General features: G+C 54.5%; 21 protein-coding genes, 8 tRNA genes, 1 rRNA gene and 1 riboswitch. Of the genes, 1 reads left to right on the top strand and 29 read right to left on the bottom strand.

The genetic code is table 11. The features are described from left to right. Nucleotides 1-45: 45 nt before the first annotated feature. The 13 genes from thiC to J2Z70_RS28385 all read right to left on the bottom strand — a co-directional run bounded on the left by thiC (nucleotide 46) and on the right by J2Z70_RS28385 (nucleotide 13,257). Complete coding sequence (gene thiC, locus J2Z70_RS28325; RefSeq protein WP_209878662.1) at nucleotides 46-1,740, bottom strand: phosphomethylpyrimidine synthase ThiC; 1,695 nt, start codon at nucleotides 1,738-1,740, stop codon at nucleotides 46-48. 151 nt (nucleotides 1,741-1,891) lie between these two features. Beyond that, nucleotides 1,892-1,998, bottom strand: a riboswitch (TPP riboswitch). 49 nt (nucleotides 1,999-2,047) lie between these two features. Further along, the gene (gene trxB / locus J2Z70_RS28330; RefSeq protein ID WP_209878664.1) at nucleotides 2,048-3,001 is read right to left on the bottom strand and encodes a thioredoxin-disulfide reductase; all 954 of its coding nucleotides are present in this window, start codon (nucleotides 2,999-3,001) and stop codon (nucleotides 2,048-2,050) included. Between the two features lie 46 nt (nucleotides 3,002-3,047). Beyond that, nucleotides 3,048-4,496, bottom strand: a complete 1,449-nt coding sequence (locus tag J2Z70_RS28335) for a tetratricopeptide repeat protein (RefSeq protein ID WP_245368580.1) — start codon at nucleotides 4,494-4,496, stop codon at nucleotides 3,048-3,050. Between the two features lie 166 nt (nucleotides 4,497-4,662). After that, nucleotides 4,663-5,610, bottom strand: coding sequence for a ribose-phosphate diphosphokinase (locus tag J2Z70_RS28340; protein WP_036726251.1), 948 nt, complete (start codon nucleotides 5,608-5,610; stop codon nucleotides 4,663-4,665). A 23-nt stretch (nucleotides 5,611-5,633) separates the two neighbouring features. Continuing rightward, complete coding sequence (hisJ, locus tag J2Z70_RS28345; RefSeq protein WP_209878666.1) at nucleotides 5,634-6,461, bottom strand: histidinol-phosphatase HisJ; 828 nt, start codon at nucleotides 6,459-6,461, stop codon at nucleotides 5,634-5,636. 14 nt (nucleotides 6,462-6,475) lie between these two features. Beyond that, nucleotides 6,476-7,195 (bottom strand): bifunctional phosphoribosyl-AMP cyclohydrolase/phosphoribosyl-ATP diphosphatase HisIE, encoded by a 720-nt coding sequence (gene hisIE / locus J2Z70_RS28350; protein ID WP_209878668.1) that lies wholly within the window; start codon nucleotides 7,193-7,195, stop codon nucleotides 6,476-6,478. Further along, nucleotides 7,192-7,950: an imidazole glycerol phosphate synthase subunit HisF gene (gene hisF / locus J2Z70_RS28355; protein ID WP_209878670.1), complete on the bottom strand. Its 759-nt coding sequence runs from the start codon at nucleotides 7,948-7,950 to the stop codon at nucleotides 7,192-7,194. The genes hisIE and hisF overlap by 4 nt, the downstream gene beginning before the upstream one ends. A 25-nt stretch (nucleotides 7,951-7,975) precedes the next feature. Further along, nucleotides 7,976-8,725 (bottom strand): 1-(5-phosphoribosyl)-5-[(5-phosphoribosylamino)methylideneamino]imidazole-4-carboxamide isomerase, encoded by a 750-nt coding sequence (hisA, locus tag J2Z70_RS28360; RefSeq protein WP_209878672.1) that lies wholly within the window; start codon nucleotides 8,723-8,725, stop codon nucleotides 7,976-7,978. A gap of 42 nt (nucleotides 8,726-8,767) precedes the next feature. After that, nucleotides 8,768-9,388 (bottom strand): imidazole glycerol phosphate synthase subunit HisH, encoded by a 621-nt coding sequence (hisH, locus tag J2Z70_RS28365; protein WP_209878674.1) that lies wholly within the window; start codon nucleotides 9,386-9,388, stop codon nucleotides 8,768-8,770. A 1-nt stretch (nucleotide 9,389) separates the two neighbouring features. Next, a complete protein-coding gene (gene hisB / locus J2Z70_RS28370; RefSeq protein ID WP_209878676.1) occupies nucleotides 9,390-10,001 on the bottom strand; it encodes an imidazoleglycerol-phosphate dehydratase HisB in 612 nt (203 codons plus the stop codon). Continuing rightward, nucleotides 9,988-11,298, bottom strand: coding sequence for a histidinol dehydrogenase (gene hisD, locus J2Z70_RS28375; protein ID WP_209878678.1), 1,311 nt, complete (start codon nucleotides 11,296-11,298; stop codon nucleotides 9,988-9,990). Before hisD ends, hisB begins: the two co-directional genes overlap by 14 nt. A gap of 36 nt (nucleotides 11,299-11,334) precedes the next feature. After that, entirely contained in the window at nucleotides 11,335-11,979 is a 645-nt protein-coding gene (gene hisG / locus J2Z70_RS28380; RefSeq protein WP_036726240.1) for an ATP phosphoribosyltransferase, read from the bottom strand. Nucleotides 11,980-12,039: 60 nt separating this feature from the next. Beyond that, on the bottom strand, nucleotides 12,040-13,257 hold the full coding sequence (locus tag J2Z70_RS28385) for an ATP phosphoribosyltransferase regulatory subunit (protein ID WP_209878680.1): 1,218 nt from the start codon (nucleotides 13,255-13,257) through the stop codon (nucleotides 12,040-12,042). A 269-nt stretch (nucleotides 13,258-13,526) separates the two neighbouring features. Between J2Z70_RS28385 and gntK the strand changes: the two genes are divergently transcribed. Then, nucleotides 13,527-15,065 (top strand): gluconokinase, encoded by a 1,539-nt coding sequence (gene gntK, locus J2Z70_RS28390; protein WP_425355135.1) that lies wholly within the window; start codon nucleotides 13,527-13,529, stop codon nucleotides 15,063-15,065. A 92-nt stretch (nucleotides 15,066-15,157) separates the two neighbouring features. Here the strand turns inward: gntK and J2Z70_RS28395 are convergent, their stop codons facing one another. The 16 genes from J2Z70_RS28395 to J2Z70_RS28470 all read right to left on the bottom strand — a co-directional run. Beyond that, nucleotides 15,158-16,315 (bottom strand): acyltransferase, encoded by a 1,158-nt coding sequence (locus J2Z70_RS28395; protein ID WP_209878684.1) that lies wholly within the window; start codon nucleotides 16,313-16,315, stop codon nucleotides 15,158-15,160. Next, complete coding sequence (locus J2Z70_RS28400) at nucleotides 16,315-16,806, bottom strand: acyltransferase (protein ID WP_076077035.1); 492 nt, start codon at nucleotides 16,804-16,806, stop codon at nucleotides 16,315-16,317. The genes J2Z70_RS28395 and J2Z70_RS28400 overlap by 1 nt, the downstream gene beginning before the upstream one ends. Further along, complete coding sequence (ppaX, locus tag J2Z70_RS28405; RefSeq protein ID WP_209878686.1) at nucleotides 16,803-17,462, bottom strand: pyrophosphatase PpaX; 660 nt, start codon at nucleotides 17,460-17,462, stop codon at nucleotides 16,803-16,805. The genes J2Z70_RS28400 and ppaX overlap by 4 nt, the downstream gene beginning before the upstream one ends. Nucleotides 17,463-17,470: 8 nt before the next feature. Beyond that, nucleotides 17,471-18,502, bottom strand: a complete 1,032-nt coding sequence (gene lgt, locus J2Z70_RS28410; RefSeq protein ID WP_209878688.1) for a prolipoprotein diacylglyceryl transferase — start codon at nucleotides 18,500-18,502, stop codon at nucleotides 17,471-17,473. A 12-nt stretch (nucleotides 18,503-18,514) separates the two neighbouring features. Beyond that, nucleotides 18,515-19,453: an HPr(Ser) kinase/phosphatase gene (gene hprK / locus J2Z70_RS28415; RefSeq protein WP_036726232.1), complete on the bottom strand. Its 939-nt coding sequence runs from the start codon at nucleotides 19,451-19,453 to the stop codon at nucleotides 18,515-18,517. Between the two features lie 229 nt (nucleotides 19,454-19,682). After that, nucleotides 19,683-20,804: an ABC transporter ATP-binding protein gene (locus tag J2Z70_RS28420; protein ID WP_036726231.1), complete on the bottom strand. Its 1,122-nt coding sequence runs from the start codon at nucleotides 20,802-20,804 to the stop codon at nucleotides 19,683-19,685. A 109-nt stretch (nucleotides 20,805-20,913) separates the two neighbouring features. Then, nucleotides 20,914-21,996 carry a PucR family transcriptional regulator gene (locus tag J2Z70_RS28425; protein WP_245368581.1) on the bottom strand — a complete coding sequence of 361 codons (1,083 nt, stop codon included), beginning with the start codon at nucleotides 21,994-21,996 and terminating at the stop codon, nucleotides 20,914-20,916. Nucleotides 21,997-22,162: 166 nt separating this feature from the next. Beyond that, a tRNA-Lys gene (locus J2Z70_RS28430) sits at nucleotides 22,163-22,235 on the bottom strand. An 11-nt stretch (nucleotides 22,236-22,246) separates the two neighbouring features. Continuing rightward, nucleotides 22,247-22,329: transfer RNA gene (locus tag J2Z70_RS28435), tRNA-Tyr, on the bottom strand. Between the two features lie 4 nt (nucleotides 22,330-22,333). Next, nucleotides 22,334-22,409 (bottom strand) — tRNA-Phe (locus J2Z70_RS28440). A 137-nt stretch (nucleotides 22,410-22,546) separates the two neighbouring features. Next, nucleotides 22,547-22,624: transfer RNA gene (locus J2Z70_RS28445), tRNA-Asp, on the bottom strand. 18 nt (nucleotides 22,625-22,642) lie between these two features. After that, nucleotides 22,643-22,718, bottom strand: a tRNA-Thr gene (locus J2Z70_RS28450). Nucleotides 22,719-22,751: 33 nt separating this feature from the next. Then, nucleotides 22,752-22,827: transfer RNA gene (locus tag J2Z70_RS28455), tRNA-Val, on the bottom strand. 9 nt (nucleotides 22,828-22,836) lie between these two features. Further along, nucleotides 22,837-22,913, bottom strand: a tRNA-Met gene (locus tag J2Z70_RS28460). A gap of 24 nt (nucleotides 22,914-22,937) precedes the next feature. Then, a tRNA-Ser gene (locus J2Z70_RS28465) sits at nucleotides 22,938-23,029 on the bottom strand. A gap of 81 nt (nucleotides 23,030-23,110) precedes the next feature. After that, nucleotides 23,111-23,204: ribosomal RNA gene (locus J2Z70_RS28470) — 23S ribosomal RNA — on the bottom strand; the annotation flags it as partial.

Below are 23,204 nucleotides of genomic sequence, written 5' to 3' on the forward strand. Positions count from 1 at the left end.
GCCATGAACAACGTACCTACATATAGATTAGGTCATGCAGCTAAGTTACAGTGATTGGCTCCATCTATGGGAATTCCGGATATCATGCGAAATCCGCATGCTGCAGAATTTAGGGCCGCACATCGAGCAGAAATGCGCCTGCTTTGCCCCCTCCGCAGGCAGGGTCTCATCATGATACGCCTGCGCCCTTTCCGGGTCCAGGGAGAGATGAAATTGGTCGCGCCAGCGGAACTCGAACCGCGCCTTGGACAGCGCGTTGTCCCGGTCCTGCGCACCCGGATGCCCCTTGGCGAGGTCTGCGGCATGTGCAGCAATTTTGTAGGTAATGACTCCTTCGCGCACATCATTCTTGTCAGGCAGGCCTAAATGCTCCTTAGGTGTAACGTAACACAGCATTGCCGTTCCAAGCCCCCCGATTATCGCTGCCCCGATGGCCGACGTGATGTGATCATAGCCGGGTGCAATATCCGTAGTTAGCGGACCGAGGGTGTAGAAAGGGGCTTCGTGGCAAATCTCAAGCTGCTTGTCCATATTCTCCTTGATCTTGTGCATTGGCACATGGCCCGGACCTTCTACCATAACCTGAACATCGTGCTTCCAGGCAAGCACCGTCAGCTCTCCCAGCGTCTCCAGCTCGGCGAACTGAGCTTCGTCATTGGCATCAGCGATAGAACCGGGACGCAGGCCATCCCCCAGTGAGAAGGCCACATCATACGTCTTCATAATCTCACAGATGTCTTCGAAGTGTGTGTACAGGAAGTTCTCCTGCTGATGGGCTAGGCACCAGGCAGCCATAATCGATCCGCCCCGGGATACGATGCCGGTCATTCTCCGGGCAGTGAGCGGAATATAGCGCCGCAGCACCCCGGCATGAATGGTGAAGTAATCCACCCCCTGCTCCGCCTGCTCAATCAGCGTGTCGCGATAGAGCTCCCAGGTTAAGTCCTCGGCTATACCGTTCACCTTCTCCAGCGCCTGGTATATGGGCACTGTCCCAACCGGCACAGGAGAATTGCGGATAATCCACTCCCGGGTGGTATGGATCTTAGAGCCGGTGGAGAGATCCATGATGGTATCAGCCCCCCAACGGGTCGCCCACCGCATCTTCTCCACCTCCTCTTCAATAGAAGAAGTGACCGCCGAATTTCCGATGTTGGCATTGATCTTCACCAGGAAGTTACGGCCGATAATCATCGGCTCACTCTCCGGGTGATTGATATTGGCCGGAATAATAGCACGGCCCGCAGCCACCTCATCCCTTACGAACTCCGGCCGGATATTCTCGCGGATCGCAATATACTCCATTTCATGTGTGATGATCCCTTGCCTTGCATAATGCAGCTGGGTCACATTGCCGCCTGCATAGGCCCGCCTCGGATTCCTGCGCAGTCCTGGATAAGCTTCTGCGGCAGCCCCTTCTCTGCGGATTCCGTTATCCTCCGGCCGGACGGCTCTTCCGGTGTACTCCTCCGAATCGCCACGCTCCGCGATCCAGCTTGAACGGTGCGGCGGCAGCCCCCTCCGAATGTCCATCTCCTCCGCGGCATCCGTGTACATACCGCTTGTGTCATAGACACGCAGCGGAGCATTTTCCTCTTCCCCGGCAACGCCTTCGGTTCTGCTGAGGCTGATCTCCCGCATCGGCACCCGGATATCCGGGCGTGAGCCCTCCACATACACTTTACGGCTTGCGGGGAATCCCGAAAGATCCACCTCTTCGTTTTTACCCATTCCTGTCATTTCAATCTCCTCCTCTTCGCTCTGTACACTCATCAGATAAGAGGTCACGCAGCAGATTGAGCTGAAGAATCTATAGATTCCTGCAAGTCAAAAAGCCGCTCCACCTGGAGCGGCTTTATTAAAGGAACAGCCAAATAAGACTGTATTCAAAAAAGGTCCGACTCCACTTTCCTACGCTGGTATGATCCAGATCAGGTTCAAGGGTCCGGAAATTCAATTTTCCCGTCTCAGCCTATTCAGGCTCCCCTAGTGGGTATCTTATCTAATTAAATACATTTTACCGGTTAGGGTAATTCTTGTAAACCCGTTATTTGTCCAGCGATTCGCTCCAGTCGTGCACCATCGTGCCTTCCAGGAACTTCTCGGCATCCATAGCGGCCATACAGCCGGTTCCCGCTGCCGATATCGCTTGACGGTAACGGGTATCCTGTACATCGCCACAGGCGAATACACCCGGGATGTTGGTCTCGGTGGTACCCGGGTTGACCACAATATAGCCATTCTCATCCGTATTGATCTGCCCGCCCAAGAAGGCTGTGTTCGGTGTGTGTCCAATCGCTACGAACACGCCGTCTGCCTCCACCAATTCTGTCAGACCTGTCTCATTGTTAAGCACCGTAAGGCCCTTCACTCCGGTCTCTCCTACCGTTACTTCAACCGGTGTGCGGTTCAAGGCCCAGGTTACCTTGCTGTTGTCACGCGCCCGGTCCTGCATGATCTTCGAGGCCCGCAGCTCGGGACGGCGGTGAACCAGCGTTACGCTGGATGCAAAGCGGGTCAGGAAGCTGGCTTCCTCCATGGCGGAGTCTCCGCCGCCGACGACGACAATCTTTTTATTACGGAAAAAGAAGCCGTCACAGGTCGCACAGGTGCTGACCCCGCGTCCCACATTCTCCTGCTCGCCCGGAATGCCCAGATATCTTGCAGAGGCCCCAGTTGAAATAATAACCGACTCCGCTTCCAGTACACCCATTCCGTCCACTGTTACCTTAAACGGACGCTGTGAGAAGTCCACCGACTCCACCCAGCCATTCTTGAATTCAGCACCGAAGCGTTCCGCCTGCTTGCGCATATTGTCCATCAGGTCCGGACCCAGAATCCCTTCAGGGAAGCCTGGAAAGTTCTCCACTTCTGTCGTCGTTGTCAGTTGTCCCCCCGGCTGCAAGCCTTCAATGATCAGCGGGCTCAGGTTCGCACGCGCCAGATAAATCGCGGCAGTCAGCCCGGCCGGGCCTGTTCCGATTACAATCGTTTTGTACATTACATTGGCCTCCTTACAAGTAGGTGTTCTTACAACAGCAATTGCTTCAAATACGGGTAGTGGACGGCGATAAGCCGCCGGTTCCGGGCAGCATCCCCTTGGGTCCGGGAGCAGCCGCAGGCTCCTGCTCTTCGCCGGGCGAGCCGCCGGCTTCATTCAGGTTCTCCCCGATCAGCCGCTGAAGGCTGAACAATGCCGCCTCCTGCAGGCGGTCCTCCTGCAGCGGCTCCTGCTCCAGAACTCCGCGCAGTACCTCGGACATCTCCTCGTCCTCAATCCAGCGGAGAGCCTCGGTCACCTGAAGCTTCGTAGCGGAATCGCCGTAGCGCAGCGCCCAGAAGAACGAGGCGCGCAGCAGCGGATTATTCCGCACTTCTTCAGTGAATCTGCCCGTATTGCCCTTCCACTGCTTCAGCTGCTCCTGGAAGGGCAGCTGATAGTTATAGCTGACAGCAGGCATAGGCTGTCCTTCTGCCCGGGCCTGCTGGAGCTGGGACAGGAAGAACGCCGGGACAGCGGAAGCAGGGTCCAGCTTGGCTGCCTGTCTCCAGCAGCGCAGCGCCTCATCATGTTTTCCGCTATTGCTTGCCGCCGCAGCACAGTAATGATACAGCCCGGCGTCTCCGGCGACCTCCTCGTCCTTCAGCAGACGGCGGAAATGGCTGTAAGCGGCAGCGTGCCGGCCCAGGATACCCATGGTTGTAGCCATTTTGAATACATGCTCCTGATGGAACGGCACCGTTGCTTCAAGCATACCGAGCAGCGTTTCAAGCTGTTCCTTATCTCCTGCATACTGCAGGAAGATGGCCATATTGCACAGAGCGTGCAGATTGCCGGGGTCTTGCTTCAGCACCTCATTCAGACATTCCTTCGCCTTGGCGAACCGGCCCATATAGAAATGAGCTAGTGCCAGATTATTATGCGCAGCCAAAAAATCCGGGGTACCCGCAGTGATCTCCTCCAGCAGCTCTACAGCCTGAGGGAACTTCCCCTCCTCCAGCAGACTACGCGCCCGGTCATGCTCTACGACTCCCTCACGGCTGCGGATACGCACCAGCGGAGCAGGCCGGTTCAGCTCATATTGCAGCAGCTCCATCAGTTCTTCGGATTCGGTCATGAACTCGCCGTTAGCATCCTCTTCCAAGTAAGTGACCAGCGAACGCTCCGCCTCTTCAAAGCTTTCCATATTGGCGAAGTTATTAGCCATGTAGAAATGGCATTCCGTCATAGCGGGGTCGATTTTCTCCAGAACATGGATAAGAATCTCGTTAGATGCGGTATAATTGCCCATCTCAGATAATATACCCGCCATATTGCAATGATTCACCGGATTATCCGGCTCATATTCAACAGCTTTGCGAAAATTTCTTAATGCCTTATCATATTGAAAGCGGTCCAGCGACCGAACGGCTCTTTCAAAGAAAAAATTGGCATCCAGAGTGACCGGAATGACATTACTGTGCTCCGCGGCATTCTCTGAAGTTCTCTCTATCATGGAAGCAAGGCACCTCCCTTGTTTCAGCTTCCCTAGCCTTACCTGTTCGTTTCCATTTATGGTCTCGGCTGTCTTCTTCACACAGTATACCACATGTGGCAACGAGATTCTCAAGTCTCAGAGAGAGAGCTAACGGGAGGGAAAAGCTCAAAAAAAGACACGGGAGTTAAATCCCCGCGTCTCTGAACAGCTTATCTATGGAACCGCCCTCGATGATAATACGCGTGGCCTCAGCCAGCATGGGAGCTACCGAGAGCACTGCGAATCTGCTGGAATGCTCGTCCGGCAGGGCAATCGAATCGGTAATGACAATCTCGTCGATATTGGGATGATCCATCCGCTCAAGCGCATCCCCGGAGAACAGTCCGTGCGTAGCACAGACGATACTGTTCCGGGCACCCCGCTCCTTCAGGCCCTCCACCACATTGACGATTGTGGTTCCGGTATCTATAAGATCCTCTATAATGATTGGCGTCCTGCCTTCCACATCACCAATGACATGCGTAATCACCGATTCATTATGCGCCGGACGCTTCTTAATCATGATGGCGAACGGCGAATCCAGCCGGCTGGCCAGCTTCTCCGCCATGGACGCTCGTCCCGCATCCGGGGAGACCACGACCAGATCGGTAAGCCCCTTCACCTTCAGATAACCGCTGATCAGATCAAGCGCGGTCAGATGATCGACCGGAATATTGAAGAATCCCTGTATGGCTGCGGCATGCAGATCAATGGTAATTACGCGCGTTGCGCCGGCGGTGGTCAGCACATCGGCGACCATTTTGGCCGAGATCGGTTCACGCGGTGCAGATTTGCGCTCCTGCCGGGCGTAACCGTAATATGGAACGATAATGTTCACCGTTCTGGCCGATGCACGCTTGGCGGCATCAATCATGACCAGCAGCTCTACAAACAGCTCGTTAATCGGATGAGCCAGGGATTGCACCAAAAATACGTCGCAGTTCCGGATGCTCTCTTCATAATGCACATAAATCTCGCCGCTTTTGAAACGGGTCAGCTTGATCTGGCCAAGCGGCGCACCAAGGCGCTCCGCAATATCAGCGGCAAGCTTCGGATTCGACGAACCGGAAAAAATCCGTAATTGATGATGCATAGTACCCTCCTGGGATTATAAATTTATACGTTGAACGGAACAGATGTACGGCGGCGTCCTTCAAAGACGGCCAGTTCGCGGAAGCCGGTGCGCCAGAGCATGTCCCGGGCCTCTGTTAAGCCGTCTCCCAGCTTCTTGGGATCATGCGCATCAGAGCCAACCGTGAGCGGAATGCCCAGCGCAAGCGCCTGGACGAGCACATGCTCTGCCGGGAACATCTCGGCGCACGGCTTGGACAGCCCGGAAGCGTTCAGCTCCATCGCGATGCCGCTGCGGGCAATGACCTTCAGCGTATCCAGCTCAAGCTTCTTAGCCTCCGCCAGGTCCTCCGGCGTCCGGGGTCCGTAACCGAACCTTTTGATGACGTCCATATGTCCTATAATATCATATAATCCTGATAACGCCGACTTCTGTACAGCATCATAATAGCGGCGGTATACCGCCATGACATCCTGGCCTTCCCAGCCATGGGTCTGCCGGTGGTCGGTAATATCCCATTCTCCCAGGAAATGCACCGAGCCAATCAGATAATCCCACGGATACGGTGCCAAAAGCTCGCGGATCTGCTCCTCATATCCCTCAATATAATCCGCCTCCAGCCCGACCCGCAGCTCAATCGTGCCCCGGTAGCGCTCCTTCAGCGTAAGGCATTCCTCCACATATCGCGGAAGCTCCGCAAGAGGCATAGCCATCTCGGGATAGTAGTGGTCCGGGTCGACATGGATCAGCGGCAGATGATCCGACAGCCCAAGCTGCTCAAGACCCAGAGCGATGCCCCGCTGCACATACTCCTCCAGCTTCCCGACCGCATGGCCGCAGCGTTCATGATGGGTATGATAATCGATGTGCATGCTGAAGTGCCCTCCTAGTCCCGCCGCGGCCGTTCATGGCGGGCGCTCAGCTCTTCCAGAATCTCATCCAGCGGAAGCTTGCGCTCCTGCAGCAGCACCAGCAGGTGATAGATCAGATCGCTGACCTCCAGGCGCAGCTCGGCATTATCTTTGTTTTTGGCGGCAATGATCGTCTCGGAGGCTTCCTCACCGACCTTCTTCAAGATCTTGTCCACGCCCTTGTCGAACAGATAGGTCGTATACGCCCCCTCAGGACGGTTCACCTCACGCTCGGCAATCACACGCTCCAGCTCCCCGAGTACCGCAAACCGGCCGCTCTCTGCTTCAGCAGCATTCACGGCAGCCCCGGCAGTATCAGTTACAGTTGCCGGTGAATCGAGCGGAATCTCGCGGAAGAAGCAGCTGTTCTCCCCGGTATGGCAGGCCGGACCCTCCGGCACTACCTTCACCAGCAGCGTATCGCTGTCACAGTCGTAATGGATCGAGGTGATCGCCTGCGTATTGCCGGACGTCCCCCCCTTATGCCACAGCTCGCTGCGTGAACGGCTCCAGAACCAGGTCTGGCCGCTCGTAAGTGAGCGCTGCAGCGATTCAGGATTCATATAGGCGAACATTAATACCTCCAGGGTGCGCGCATCCTGAATGACTGCAGGCAGCAGGCCCGCTTCATTCCAGCGGATGCCGGACACTGCCTCCTGCTGGCTTAGTGCGATATCCTTCTTGTCCTCGCTCATCGGATCTCTACTCCTCTTTGCTTCAGATCAGCCTTCAGATCATGAATAGCAATCTCTTTATAGTGAAAAATGGTTGCCGCAAGTCCGGCATCTGCCCGGCCTTCCGTAAATACATCATAGAAATGCTCAATTTTCCCGGCCCCGCCGGAAGCAATGACAGGAATACTCAGCAGGCCGCTGACCGCCGCCGTCAGCTTCAGGTCGAAGCCGTCCTTGGTCCCGTCCGCGTCCATACTTGTAAGCAGAATCTCGCCGGCCCCCAGCCGCTCCGCTTCCTTGGCCCAGTTCAAGGCCCGGATACCCGTGGGCGTACGTCCGCCGTGCGTATACACTTCCCATTCGCCCCAAGCCTCATTATATTTGGCATCCATCGCCACTACAATGCACTGGGAGCCGAAGTGACGGGCCCCTTCCAAAATCAGCTGAGGGTTATTTACAGCGGCCGTGTTAATGCCGATCTTGTCCGCTCCGGCACGCAGAATCCGCTTCATATCATCAGGGGTCGAGATGCCCCCGCCGACCGTGAAGGGAATGGCAATCTCACCCGCCGTCTGCCGCACCACTTCAATCATGGTCGCCCTGCCTTCCACAGAAGCGGAAATATCGAGGAATACCAGCTCATCCGCTCCCTCACGGTCGTACAGCGCCGCAAGCTCCACCGGATCTCCGGCATCGCGCAGATTCACAAAATTCACGCCTTTTACCACACGCCCGTCCTTCACATCCAGACAGGGAATAATCCGTTTCGCCAACATGCCAAGACCCCTCCTTAGTATAGACTTACCGCAATCCGGAGGATTGGCCCAGGGTCTGCAGCGCTTCACCCAGATTAATATTGCCGGTATACAGCGCCTTGCCCACAATCGCCCCGTCGATTCCGCTGCCGCTATGTACGTTCAGGCGCTGCAGATCATTAAGGCTGGTCACGCCGCCGGAAGCGATTACGCTGCGGCCGCTTGCTTTAGCCATAGAGAGAATGCCTTCCACGTTCGGCCCCTGCATCATCCCGTCACGGGAGATATCGGTATAGATGAAGGTCTCGGCACCTTTGGCGGCCAGCTCTCTGGCCAGATCTTCCGCGCGGACCTCAGATGTATTAAGCCAGCCGTGCGTAGCCACATAGCCGTTGCGGGCATCGATGCCGATGGCAACTTTGTCGCCGTATTTGGCAAGAACCGCTTCTGTAAAAGCCTGATCATTAATGGCCGCCGTTCCGATAATCACCCGGCTGACGCCAAGGCCCAGCAGCTTCTCGACATCGGCAAGAGTACGGAGACCTCCGCCGACCTGTACAGGAACATTCGCATGCTTAGCAATAGTTCCAATGATGGCATCATTCACGGGGCAGCCTGCTTTGGCTCCGTCCAGATCCACCAGATGGATATACTGCCCGCCCTGCTCTTCCCATGACTTAGCTACCTCTACCGGACTGTCGTTATAGATCGTCTCTTGGGCATAATCACCCTGCTGCAGCCGGACACACTTGCCGTCCCGGATATCAATGGCCGGATATAGGATAAAAGAAGACATGAATACTCCCCGCTTTCATTGCAAATTAGTGATTCAGGCAGGCTAAGCCTGCTGTGCCTGGAGCCTCAGGAAATTACCCAGCAGCTTGACGCCAAGCTCCCCGCTCTTCTCCGGGTGGAACTGCATGCCGTAGACGTTGCCGCGCCCCACGATAGCCGTTACCGGATGTCCATAGTCTGTGACGGCCAGCAGATCGCTGTCCGCCGCGAGTGCATGATAGGAGTGCACAAAGTACACATGCCCCTCCGTCAGGCCGGCCAGCAGCGGACTCTCCGGCTGGCGGAAGCTCAGCTTGTTCCAGCCCATATGCGGCACCTTGTAGCCGTCCCGGGGGGCGAAGCGCACCACTGCGCCGGGCAGAAGCCCCAGCCCCTTATGCTCGCCATGCTCCTCGCTGCTGCTGAATAGCAGCTGCATTCCGAGGCAGATGCCCAGCACCGGCTGGCCCGCTGACGCTGCGGCCCGGACGACATCATCCATTCCGCTCTCCCGTAAGTGCTCCATCGCATCGCCAAAGGCACCGACTCCCGGCAGAATGACACTGTCTGCCGCCAGGATCTCGGCGGCATCCGAGGTTACAAGACTCGTATACCCCAGCCGCTCTACGGCCTTGCTGACACTGTGCAGGTTGCCCATGCCGTAATCGACGATTGCAACGGCCATCCTACAGCACTCCCTTCGTTGAAGGCACGCCCTTCACCCGGGGATCTACGATAGTCGCTTCGTCCAGTGCCCGTCCCAGCGCCTTGAATACCGCTTCAATCATGTGGTGGGTGTTGAACCCGTAGTGCACGATGACATGCAGTGTAATTCTGGCTTCCAGCGCGAATTTCCAGAGGAATTCTTGAACCAGCTCTGTTGAGAAGCTGCCCACCTGCTGGGAAGGATACTCCGCCCGGTATTCAAAGTGCGGCCGGTTGCTGACATCAATGACTACCTGAGCCAGTGCCTCATCCATTGGGACAAAGACACTTGCGTAACGCTTGATGCCTTTTTTGTCGCCAAGCGCTTCCCGCAATGCCTGTCCCAGACAGATGCCGATATCCTCCACTGTGTGGTGATCGTCGATATCGATGTCGCCCCGCGCCTGCACACTCAGGTCAAACTGTCCATGCTGCGTGAACAGATCCAGCATATGATTCAGAAACGGTACATCGGTCTCCAGTTCGGAGACCCCGCTGCCGTCCACGGCAAAGGTTAGCTTGATGTCCGTTTCATTGGTTGTACGGCTAAGTCCGGCCTTACGCAGCGCCAGTTCGTTGTTATTGTTCTCCATTTGTGTCTCCACCTTTCGCTTCGTTCGTAAGCCGGATTTCTATCGCGCGTGCATGGCCTTCCAGTCCTTCACGCCGGGCAAGCTCCATAATCGCCGCCCCGTCGCGCAGCAGTGCTTCCTTGCTGTAATAGATCAGGCTGGACTTCTTGATGAAGTCATCCACATCTACAGGCGAGGAGAACCGTGCTGTGCCATTCGTCGGTATAATATGGTTCGGTCCGGCGAAGTAGTCGCCGACCGGCTCCGAGCTGTACGGCCCGAGGAAGATCGCACCGGCGTTCTCTATTGCGCCGGTCAGCCCCATCGGGTCTTTCACCACAATCTCCAGATGCTCCGGCGCGAGCCGGTTCACCACGGAGATGCCCTCCTCAAGCGAGTCTACGACGATAATCGCGCCGTAGTTCTCGACCGAGGCCCGCGCGATTTGCTCGCGCGGCAATGCCTTCAGCTGCCGCTCAACCTCGGCAGCCACCGCCTCCGCGAGACGCTGCGACGGCGTCACGAGGATCGCCGACGCCATCTCGTCGTGCTCGGCCTGCGAGAGCAGGTCGGCCGCGATGTAGGCGGCCTCAGCGGTATCGTCGGCGAGCACGACGATCTCGCTCGGTCCGGCGATGCTGTCGATGTCGACAGCGCCGTAGACCTCGCGCTTGGCCAGGGCCACGTAGATGTTCCCTGGCCCGCAGATCTTGTCGACCGGCACGATCGATTCCGTGCCGAAGGCGAGGGCGGCGATGGCCTGCGCGCCGCCTACGCGGTAGATCTCATGTACGCCCGCTTCAGCGGCGGCCACGAGAATATAAGGATCAATACCTTCAGAGCCGCCCGTCGAAGGCGGCGTCACCATCACGATCTCCGGCACCCCGGCGATCTGTGCCGGTATCACGTTCATCAGCACCGAGGACGGGTAGGCCGCCTTGCCGCCGGGAACATAGACGCCCACGCGCTTCAGCGGGCGGATGATCTGGCCGAGGATCGTGCCGTCCGGCTGCAGATCCATCCAGGAATTGCGTTTCTGCCGCGCATGGAACGCACGGATATTCACGGCTGCTGCGCGAATTGCCGTCACGAAGGACTCCTCTACCCGGCCGTAGGCGGCCTCAAGCTCCTCCGGCGTTACGCGCAGCTGCGCTGGCGTCAGTACAGCGCCGTCGAAGCGCTCCGTATACCGGAGCAGCGCCGCGTCGCCTTCCCGCTTGATATCGGCCACGATTTCACGTACGGCCTTGTTCTGCTCCGGCGTGCCGTATTCCACCTCACGCTGCAGTTTAAATTCCTTACTGGACTGGATCTTCACCGCCGCTTCCCCCTTGAGCTTATAGTTTTGCTTATATTATTTTACCTGCAACCCCGGTTCTGCAATAACAGCCTGCAGCCGGTCGCACAGCTGTTGAATCTCCTCATTCTTCATCCGGTAGCTTACCCGGTTCGCCACCAGGCGGCTGGTGATCTCGAAGATGCTCGTCATCTCCACCAGACCGTTATCCTTCAGCGTCTGGCCGGTCTCTACCATATCCACAATCCGGTCAGCCAGCCCGATCAGCGGTGCCAGCTCGATGGAGCCGTTCAGCTTCACAACCTCCACCTGCTGGCCTTGCTCACGGAAATACCGCGAAGCCACGTTCGGGTACTTGGTAGCTACCCGCTGCTGAATGCCCGGCTGCCAGTTCGGAAGCCCGATAATCGACATCCGGCAGCGGGCGATCCCGAGATCCAGCAGTTCGTACACATCGCGGCTCTCCTCCAGCAGCACATCCTTGCCGACAATACCGATATCCGCCACTCCATACTCTACATAAGTGGGCACATCCACCGGCTTGGCCAGAATGAACTCCATTCCGGCCTCCGGCAATGAAATCACCAGCTTGCGCGACTCTTCTCCATCCGGAGGAATCGGCAGTCCCGCCTGGCGGAACAGCTCTGCCGCTTTATTGTAAATCCGGCCTTTCGGCATGGCCACCTTAAGAATCTGTGCCATCAATACCCGCCCCCGTTTCGTGTGTACTCATCATTTCAAAACCACCTGCAGCAGCTCCGCTCACCCATGCTCGCTGACAAACGACACGAACGTGTAGATCTCGCCGTACAGCTCGCCCTCTGCCTGAATAGTATCTGCATCCAGCCGCTTCACAGTCTTCAGCTCCTCCGGGCCTGTTACCAGCCGTGTAACCACAGCATGCCCTTCCGAGCGCAGCCTCGCAGCCTCGGCCAGCCCCTCCTGGCGCCGCAGTGCATCGTACTGGACCAGAATCGGCAGCTCTTCCTCTTCCAGCAGCCCGGAGACTCCATCCAGAATACGGTTGGTCTTCAGGGAGAAGCCGGTGGAGGGAATCGGACGCCCGAATTGCTGCAGCAGGTTGTCATACCGGCCGCCGCTGCATACCGGGAAGCCCAGCTCGGAAGCATATCCCTCGAAGGTCATGCCTGTATAGTAAGAGAAATCACCGATCATCGTCAGATCAATCAGCACATGCTCCGAGACACCGTAAGCAACCAGCACCTCCCAGACCTTGCACAGATGCTCGATCGACGCGCGCGCCACCGGATGGTTGCTCAGCTCCAGCGCCTGACCGCATATCTCCTTCCCGCCGCGCAGCCGCAGCAGTCCGTCCAGCTCCTGCTTCTGGGCAGCAGACAGCTCAAGACGCCGCAGCGTCTGGCGGAAGGCTACATAATCGCGGCTGAGCAGATGGCTCTTCAGCTCCTCCTGAGCCTGGGGCAGGCCGGATACCGCCTCCTGGAAGAGACCGTCGAGGAAGCCCACATGTCCAATTGCTATTTTAAAAGACTTTACGCCCGCCGCCTGCAGTGAAGCAATTGCCAGCGCGACTACCTCCGCGTCAGCCTCCGGCGAATCATCACCGACAAGCTCTACACCGGTCTGAAAGAATTCTGCCTCCCGCCCGGCCTCTTCTTCAATGGCCCGGAAGACATTGGCATGGTAGGACAAACGCAGCGGCAGCGGCTCATCCTTCAATAGAGAGGAGACCACACGGGCTACAGGTGCCGTCATTTCTGAACGCAGCACCAGCGCCTGCCCACGGTTGTTTAGCAATTTATACAGCTTCTGATCAGATGTAGAGCTGGCTACACCGACCGTATCGTAATATTCAAGAGTAGGCGTAATCATCTGCCGGTAGCCCCAGCGGCTCATACAGTGAAGTACATCCTTCTCGATCTTGCGCAGCTTCGTTACCGCACGCGGGAGATAATCTCTTACGCCGGCAGGCTTTTCAAATCCCTTTGGTTTGGCCATCTTCATTGTTCACCTCATCGGATATGTTAAAGGGTATCATCAAATGCTTTATCATGGTAAAGTGGTAGCAAAGTAAAGTAGTGGCAATATCGTATCACGGACCATCCTTTTGCGTCAACAATTCGCTTGAATTCCAGAGTTCCTTTTGCCACCGGGATAAGCGGCGAATATAATAAGTTAATATGATTGTACTTTATTTCCTCCATTAAGTATTCCCGGTATCTAATTCAGAAGCAGAAAGAAGGACTGACGGCTTGAGTACATCCTATATGATTGGCGTTGATATTGGAACCACCAGCACGAAGGCTGTCCTCTTTGAGGAGAACGGAACAATTGTCGCTCAGAGCAATCAGGGCTATCCACTGCATCAGCCCTCCCCCTCTGTTGCAGAACAAGACCCGGAGCAGATTCTGGAAGCCGTGATTCATACCATAGCAGCGGTCATGCAGGAGAGCCTTGCAACACCTGAATCCATTCTGCTGGTCTCGTTCAGCTCCGCTATGCACAGCGTCATCGCTGTAGATCCTGCGGGTAAGCCACTGACCGCCTGTATCACCTGGGCTGATAACCGGAGCAGCCGCTATGCCCGGCGGTTGAAGGATGAATTGAATGGACATGAGCTCTACCTGCGGACAGGAACGCCTATACACCCTATGTCTCCAATCACCAAGCTGATGTGGCTAGGCGAGGAGCAGCCCGAGCTGTTCCGGCAGACCTACAAGTTCATCTCCATCAAAGAATATATTTTCTTCCGGTTGTTCGGAGAATATGTGATTGACCATTCCATCGCCTCTGCCACCGGCATGTTCAATCTGGAGAAGCTCGACTGGGACGAGGAGGCGCTCCGGATTGCCGGTGTTACTCCGGAGCGGCTATCCCGTCCGGTCCCGACCACCCATATCCTGCAGGGCCTGCTTCCGGAGCTTACCGGAAAGCTCGGTCTGCTCACGGACACTCCGTTTGTAGTAGGCGCCAGTGACGGCGTTCTGTCCAACCTGGGCGTAGGGGCAATGGAGCCGGGGGTAATCGCTGCAACGATAGGCACAAGCGGTGCCATCCGTACTGTAGTTGACCATCCGCTGACCGACCCCAAAGGACGGATCTTCTGCTACGCCCTGACAGACAAGCATTGGGTGATTGGCGGCCCCGTGAATAACGGGGGGATGCTCTTCCGCTGGGTGCGTGATGAGTTCGCTGCTTCTGAAGTAGAGACGGCGAAGCGCCTGGGCATTGATCCCTACGAAGTATTAACCCGGATCGCCGAGCAGGTGCCGCCCGGCAGCAACGGACTGCTCTTCCATCCGTATCTGACCGGAGAACGCGCACCGCTGTGGAATCCTGATGCCCGCGGCTCCTTCTTCGGGTTAAGCATGAATCACCGTAAGGAGCATATGATCCGTGCGGTGCTGGAAGGTGTCATCTTCAATATGTACACCGTATTGCTGGCCATGGAGGAATGTATCGGCGAGCCCGTTAGAATCCTGGCTACCGGCGGCTTCGCCCGCTCGGCGCTATGGCGGCAGATGATGGCGGATATTTTCGATCAGGAGGTAGTCGTCCCTGAGAGCTTCGAGAGCTCTTGCCTCGGCGCTGTTGTACTGGGATTATACGCCATCCGGCGGATCGATTCCTTGGATGCTGTCTTCAGCATGATTGGCTCCACTCACCGACATGAGCCGGTTACTGCCCACGCCAAAGCCTACAAACAGCTGCTGCCCATCTTCATCTCGGTATCCCGCAGTCTGGAGGATCAGTATCAGGCTATCGCCGACTTCCAGCGCGAGCAGGCGGGGGAACAGCCCGGCTAACGTGTTTTCCAGAACCGCCTGCTTACAGCAAAGCGCCGGACAGCCGCAGATGCGGCCAGCCGGCGCTTTCAATATATGAACCAAACCTAAGTCTACACTGTCGCCTTTGGCGCTGCTGCCGGCTTCTGCGGTGCAGAGCCGAACACCATCCAGGCCGGCTTCACATAACGGAAGGCAAGCGCAACCACCAGCCAGGAGCCCAGGAGGGCCACCAGCCAGCCGCCCGCTATTGCTGCCGTATAGGCCAGCGATCCGCCGTGGAACGGCAGCTTCCGGTACATGAACAGCAGCAGCGGATGGAGCAGATAGATACCGAAGGAGCATGCCCCGGCCGAGAGCAGCAGTCTGCTCAGCACGCTGCGTCCTGCCCCGTAGAGCAGGAAGGACAGCTGGAACAGTACCAGACAAGAGAGCAAGGCATGCAGGTTCGAGAACCCTTCGTACCATAGACTATTGATTACTGTTTTCTTCGTATAGTTGTTATACCACAAGACCACATGGTAAGCTCCGGCAGCCGCCCATAAGAGCCATAGTACCACCCAGCTTGTCCCTTTACCGGAACGCCAGCCTTCGCGGGAGGGAACCAGCCACTTTTTCAAGGAGCTGTAGTAGATCGCAATCGCCGCACCTAGCAGGAAATACGAGAAATACGTAATGGCTAGACTCCCCTTGGACAGCTGCCAATACCCATGGTTCACCATATATTTGTTAAGCAGCACGAAGCCCCACTGTAACGCAAGCCCGATTACAGGTGCCCAGGCCGCGAGATGCCGGACTTTCTGCAGACACCAGAGTATCAAAGGGAACAGCAGATAGAACTGGATAATGATGATGATATAGTAGAGATGTGTATACGCCGTACCCGTCCATAGATACTTGAAGAACTTCCCGCCCATCTCCTGAAGAGGCATCCCCCAGGTATGACCGGACGTCATTTTCAGTCCAAAATACAGCACCGTAAACACAAGATAAGGCACAATAATATAGATCAGTCTGCGGCTGTAGAATTTGGCCAGTACCTTCCCGCCCAGCGGACGGTCAATATAATTGTAGAACAGGACGAACCCGCTTAAGAATATAAAGGAAGGCACCGCAAACTGGCTGAACTTGTTAATAAACAGAAACGGAGGGAACATGGAAGTGCCCAGTGTCTCAGCCAACGTGCGTGAAGTGGCATGGATGGCGATCACCGCAAAAATAGCGATTGCCCGAAAAATATCAAGCTGTGGAATTCTTTCCTTTTGAGCCATTATGATTCCTCCTGTTTACGCAGCTCGCGGAGCGGATTCCCCCCGACGAATGAACCGGCAGCAACATCTTTGTGAACCACCGATCCCGCCGCAACCGTAGCCCCATCCCCAATCGTAACCCCAGGGAGAATAGTCGTGTTAGCCCCAATCATTACATTCTCGCCGATCATAACTTCACCCAGCCGATACTCCTTGATGAGGTACTCATGGGCCAGGATTGTAGTGTTATAGCCGATAACCGTGTTCTCCCCAATAGAGATCTTCTCCGGAAAAAATACATCCACCATCGCCATAAGTCCAAACGCAGTATGCTTGCCTATCTTCATCCCGAGCACCCGGCGGTAAATCCAGTTCTTGAGCGGCAGAATCGGGCAATAACGGGCAATCTGGATAAAAATAAAGTTGCGCACACCCTTCCACGGGCTGACCGTGCGGTAAATATGCCAGAGCGAATTATGCCCCTCCACGGGATAACGGGTTATCTTTCTCACGGCTGCATAGTCTCCTGCTCCACAATTGAGTACAAGTCCTTCATCTCCTGGATGATGTAATCCGGTTCATAGGTGCGCAGTACAGCCTCACCCTTAAGCGACCAGGCTACCCCTGCTACAAGCACACCTGCTGCCTTGGCAGACTGAATATCGACAGCACTATCCCCCACCATCAGTGTCTTGGCTGGATCAACACCCAGATTGGCCACTGCCGTGAGCACCGGCTCCGGATGCGGCTTCGGATGAGTCACATCATTCACCGTAACAATCGTCTCCATATATTTCAACAGATCGAACATTTCCAGTGACTTCAATGTGTTAGGCCGGATCTTCGTGGTCACAATCCCAAGCTTGATTCCCCGGCGCGTCAGCTCCTCCATCGTCTCATTCACATCGGGAAAAGCTTGGACCAGCTCATCATGATGCGCATTGTTGTACGAACGGTAGGACCGTTCCAGCACGCCTATATCCTTCAGCTCCAGGCCGGAGAATGCGCCTAGCTGCTGCTGAAGTGTAGTTCCCATCAAGGGAATGATCTGTTCCCGGGTCAGCGCCGGCAGGTTATTCTCCTTCAGCGCATGCATGAACGAATTGATGATCAGCTCATTCGTATTCACAATCGTTCCGTCCAGATCAAATAACACGCATTCTATCATTGATTGTATTACTCCTTTGTTTCCTTATCTTTAGAGGGATCTTCCACCGGCTGAACTGGCTGAGAAGGCTTCTGAGGCGTATTCACAGCACTCTCTGGAACTACCGCATCTGCCGCTGCCGGTTTGGTGCTGATGATCGGGTCCTGGTAATGAGCCTTCGGCTGTCCGCTAACCCGCCGTACAATAATCAGTGCAATGGCAACCACAATAATGAGCAGCGCGAGCAGCTGAGAGATACGGATATTCCCGTAAGCCGGGTCAAGATATCCTTGTTCGAAGCCCATCCACTTCATTGGACTCCACAGCCCGTTAATGAAGGCTGCCACACCGCTGCTGCCGTCAAAGGCAAGACTGTCCGTACGCAGAGCTTCAATGAAGAATCGGCCGATGGAGTACCAGATGAAGTAGGACATGAAGATTTCTCCGGCACGGACGAACTTCTGGCGGCGCAGCACCATGAGGAGCAGAATGCCCAGCAGACTCCAGAGTGATTCGTACAGGAAGGTCGGATGGTGAAAAGCATCCCCTATGTACATTTGATTAACGATAAAGTCCGGTAAATGCAGCTTATCCCGCAGGAACGATTCCTCTACCACACCGCCATAGGCTTCCTGGTTGATGAAATTACCCCACCGTCCGATCATCTGGCCGGCAAGCAGTCCGGGAGCACAGATATCCACGATGCGCCAGAACGGATAGCCTTTATAGCGGAAATAAATAATCCCGCAGATAATCGCGCCGATCAGGGCGCCATAAATCGCAATACCGCCATTCCAGACCTTGAAGATATCGAGCAGATTATCCTTATAGTCTTCCCACTTGAAGGCTACGAAGTATAGCCGCGCCCCAATAATAGCCGATGGCAAGCCCAACAGCAACATATCCATGAAGAACTCCTGAGGAATGTTGAAGCGTTTGCCTTCTTGAATACATAGGAAGAGCCCGGTAAGCGCACCAAGACCCAGAATCAGGCCATACCAGTGAACCGGCAGTGATCCAATCGAGAAGACAATCGGGTCAATCGCTAGTGAATAAAACATGCTCTCACACTCCTAATCGAGATCATCCATATCTTCTGAGATGGTGGCGGTAAGTTTATTCGTAAATTGCAGCGCGGCATTAAAGCCCATTTGCTTGAGCCGGTAATTCATCGCAGCCACCTCGATAATGACAGCGAGGTTACGTCCCGGACGGACAGGGATGGTAACCAGCGGCACATCGGTATCAATAATTCGTGTCGTCTCCTCATCCAGTCCCAGACGGTCATACTGCTTGTCCTGCTGCCAGGCTTCCAGTCTGACCACCAGGGTAATCCGCTTGTGATTACGGATAGCACCTGCCCCAAAGAGCGTCATAACATTAATAATCCCGACACCGCGGATCTCCAGCAAGTGACGGATTAATTCCGGTGCGGTACCATGAAGCTGATTATCCGAGGTCTGGCGGATCTCCACCGCATCATCGGCAATCAGGCGATGACCGCGTTTAACGAGTTCCAGTGCAGTTTCACTTTTACCAATGCCGCTGGTGCCTGTAATCAGCATCCCTACCCCATACACATCACAGAGAACACCGTGAATTGTTGCTGTCGGTGCCAGTCTGCCCTCAAGGAAGCTGGTCAGTCTGCTTGAGAAAATGGTCGTCGCCATCGAGCTGCGGAGCACGGGAAGTCCCTTCTCGTTACTGATGTCTACAAGCTCCTGGGGTACATCCAGCGCACGAGTAATGACAATACAAGGGGTATTGTCGTTACAGATTCCGCGTACCCGGCTTTTCCGTTCTTCCTCTGAGAGCATAGAGAAGAAAGCCAGCTCTGTTTTGCCTAATAGCTGCACACGTTCTTCCGGATAATATTCGAAATAACCGGCCATTTCCAGCCCGGGACGGTTCAAATCATCCACTGTGATCGGTCTCTTCAGACCTTCATGTCCGGAGACTACCTCTAATTGAAAATGCTGCACCAATTCCGATACTTTTACCTTCTTAGCCATATATGTCCGTCCTTTCGTCACCCGCGGCTTATGCCGCTTCCCCGCATACCGGTTACATCTTTATCCATTCCAGCTACAGGTAATTCTCCTGCTATCTTAATGGATTATGCCAGTGAATGCAATCTTAACCCCAGCGGTTACCGTTCCATTCCACCATGATCATTACAAGAAAAAGCCGCCTAACCAGGCGGCTTTCTTCATTATAAACTATGTTCACCCTGCAGAGATCTTATCCCAGCAGAACGTTAAGTTCGGATTCTTTGTCGAAGATGTGGACTTTGTTCATGTCGATGGCCAATCTAGGCTTGCTGCCTTCACGGGTAGTGGAACGTCCATCTACACGTGCAATTACAGTGTTATTGCCAAGACCGCTCAAGTAGAGGAGCATTTCATGACCAAGGTTTTCCGTAACATCAACCATCGAAGTGAAGATTGTGTTAGGGGAAGCTTCCAGGAACACTGGCTCTTCATGAATGTCTTCTGGGCGAACGCCCATGATTACATCTTTACCGATGAAGCCTTTGTTACGCAGGATTGTAGCTTTGCCGCCTGGAACTTCAACATCAAGGTTCTCTGCACGGAAACGGACAGCGCCGTTCACTTCGGAAAGAGTACCGTTGATAAAGTTCATGGTAGGGGAACCGATAAATCCGGCTACGAACAGGTTCGTAGGCTCATTGTACAGTTCTTCAGGGGAAGCTGCCTGCTGGATGATACCATCGTACATAACTACGATACGGTCACCCATCGTCATTGCTTCTGTCTGGTCATGCGTTACATAGATACAAGTAGTTTCAAGGCGTTTCACCAGCTTAGTGATCTCAGCACGCATTTGACCACGAAGTTTAGCATCCAAGTTGGAAAGAGGCTCATCCATCAAGAAGACTTGTGGATCACGGACGATTGCGCGGCCTAGAGCGACACGTTGACGTTGACCACCGGACAGTGCCTTAGGTTTGCGTTCCAGCAAGTGCTCGATATCCAGGATTTTCGCTGCTTCGCGCACTTTCTTGTCGATTTCTTCTTTCTTTACTTTGCGCAATTTCAGACCGAAAGCCATGTTCTGATATACACTCATGTGCGGGTACAAGGCGTAGGATTGGAATACCATCGCGATATCACGGTCTTTAGGAGCAACGTCATTCACTACACGGTCACCAATGTACATTTTACCTTCAGAGATTTCTTCCAGACCAGCGATCATACGCAGGGTTGTGGATTTACCGCAACCGGAAGGACCAACCAGTACGAGGAATTCCTTATCTTTAATATCAAGATTGATATCGATTACTGTTGCTTTATCGGAACCCGGGTATTTTTTGAAAATATGCTCTAAACGTACGCCTGCCATTGTATTTCCCCCTCGAGTCTAGTATTGGATTAGAAAATCAAACGCTTTCTTGTACACTTATCTTACCCCAGAGCCGGCCTCATGGCTATTTGCAAGGTTCACAAAAAACCTATTTTCTTTTCGTCACTTTATACAATAACATGGCAAGCTTCACAATAGCGGCATCCCCAAAGCTACGGACATCGGCCCCCGTCTCCTGTTTGATCTTGTCCAGCCTGTAGAGTAGCGTGTTGCGGTGAATGTACAGCTTCTTGGCGGTTTCACTGACATTGCAGTCCATTTCAAAAAAACTCTCCAGCGTCAGCAGCATTTCCTTATCCGCCAGTACCGCCGTGTAATCACCGATCTGGCCCAGCAGCTGTCTCCGCCGGTCATCCGGAATACTGTTAACCAGCCGCTCCATGTGCAGCTCCCACGGCAGATGAATATAATCGCCTACCTGGAAGATACGGCCAAGAATAATGGTCTCCCGCAGCAAGGCGACTGCTCCTGTCAGACCTTTAACCGGGATAATGGCTGGAGAGACCGCCAGATGGAAGACGCCAACCCACTCGCTGGCAATCAGTTCATGCAGCCCCATAGAAGTCTGTGACAGCAAATCCTCAGCACTCTCTTCCTCATCCTCTTTATCATCTCCGCCTGTGAGGAGTTCCTTACGGGCTAAAATTAACCATTCCTTATCCTGCAGGGGAACCAGCAATACATCATTCTCGAAATAACTGCGCAGCAGCTTCATTAAGGAGCGATACGTCATCTGCGGATTATGAACATTCTCGCTTACCAGCATGAACGGAATCATATCTCCGAACAGCCGGCCCTTCAGCGAGATTTCATCCGGGATCTCCGCATCGTCCTTCTCCTGCTCCAGTTGGGCATTCAGCCAGCTGCTAAGCTGCCGCGCCTCCATCTCCCCTTCTTCCTTGAACCCGGTTGCCTTCAGCGCTACCGCAAAATTGCGTCCGGCATAATTCACCAGCTCCAGCTCCAGCGGCGACAGCCCCTCTGTCTCCACCCACACTGCTGTAACACGGCCATCATTCTCATAGAGGGGAATCCAGAGATAACCCTCATGAATGACCGGCAGTTCCTGATCCTTATCCGTACCTATGCCAAAAAGTGAAGCGGAATGCTGTCTCCCCAGCTGCTTGATTCCGGTCCTCTTTCCGGTGAGTTGCTCCAATTTTTGACGCAAACCCTCACTATCCATCATCACCATTCTCCACCACTTTTGCTTTTTTCGCTTATTTTATCATATTTTGCTGTAAAATGCGGAATTTGCGCTTACGAGCATACTTGTATCATGTATCAAAATACAAAAAAGGCCACCACCCTAAAAGTGATGACCGTTTGACTTAAGATGAGCCATGAAGGACTCGAACCTTCGACACCCTGATTAAAAGTCAGGTGCTCTACCAACTGAGCTAATGGCTCCTAAAAAGGGATGGAGGCTGATGGATTCGAACCACCGAACACGTACGTGAGCAGATTTACAGTCTGATGCGTTTGGCCACTTCGCTAAGCCTCCATGATGGTGGCGCGGGAGGGAATCGAACCCCCGACACAAGGATTTTCAGTCCTTTGCTCTACCGACTGAGCTACCGAGCCATAAACAAACCTTAAAACAAAAAAAATGGCGGAACCGACGGGATACTCTTCACTCCGTTACGAGATTGCGAAGTATTCCTTACGATGCCTATGCTTCAACGAACCCAGGGAATTCTCATCCCTTATGCCATTGAAAATGGCGGAACCGACGGGATTCGAACCCGCGATCTCCTGCGTGACAGGCAGGCATGTTAGGCCAACTACACCACGGTTCCACAATTTGCTCTTAAAAATGGTGCCGGCGAGAGGACTTGAACCCCCAACCTACTGATTACAAGTCAGTTGCTCTACCAGTTGAGCTACACCGGCACGGTGTAAGGTAATACAATTCGAACATAAAAATGGTGGAGGCTGAGGGGTTCGAACCCCCGACCCTCTGCTTGTAAGGCAGATGCTCTCCCAGCTGAGCTAAGCCTCCGGGTATGTATGGTAGCGGCAGAGGGGATCGAACCCCCGACCTCACGGGTATGAACCGTACGCTCTAGCCAGCTGAGCTACGCCGCCACACTACAAGTATTGGATTTATAATGGCGGAGAGAGAGGGATTCGAACCCTCGCACCGCTTACGCAGTCTAACCCCTTAGCAGAGGGTCCCCTTATAGCCACTTGGGTATCTCTCCAAATTAATGGTAGCCATGTAAATCCGCACAGGAAATTGATTCCTGAAAACTGAATCCGAAACGAATCTGCGTGTTAGAAATTTGGATAAGCCCTCGACCGATTAGTATTGGTCAGCTCCATGCATTGCTGCACTTCCACCTCCAACCTATCTACCTCGTCGTCTTCAAGGGGTCT

This window comes from Paenibacillus silagei, from assembly GCF_017874735.1.
GTDB classification, from domain to species: Bacteria; Bacillota; Bacilli; order Paenibacillales; family Paenibacillaceae; genus Paenibacillus_AQ; species Paenibacillus_AQ silagei.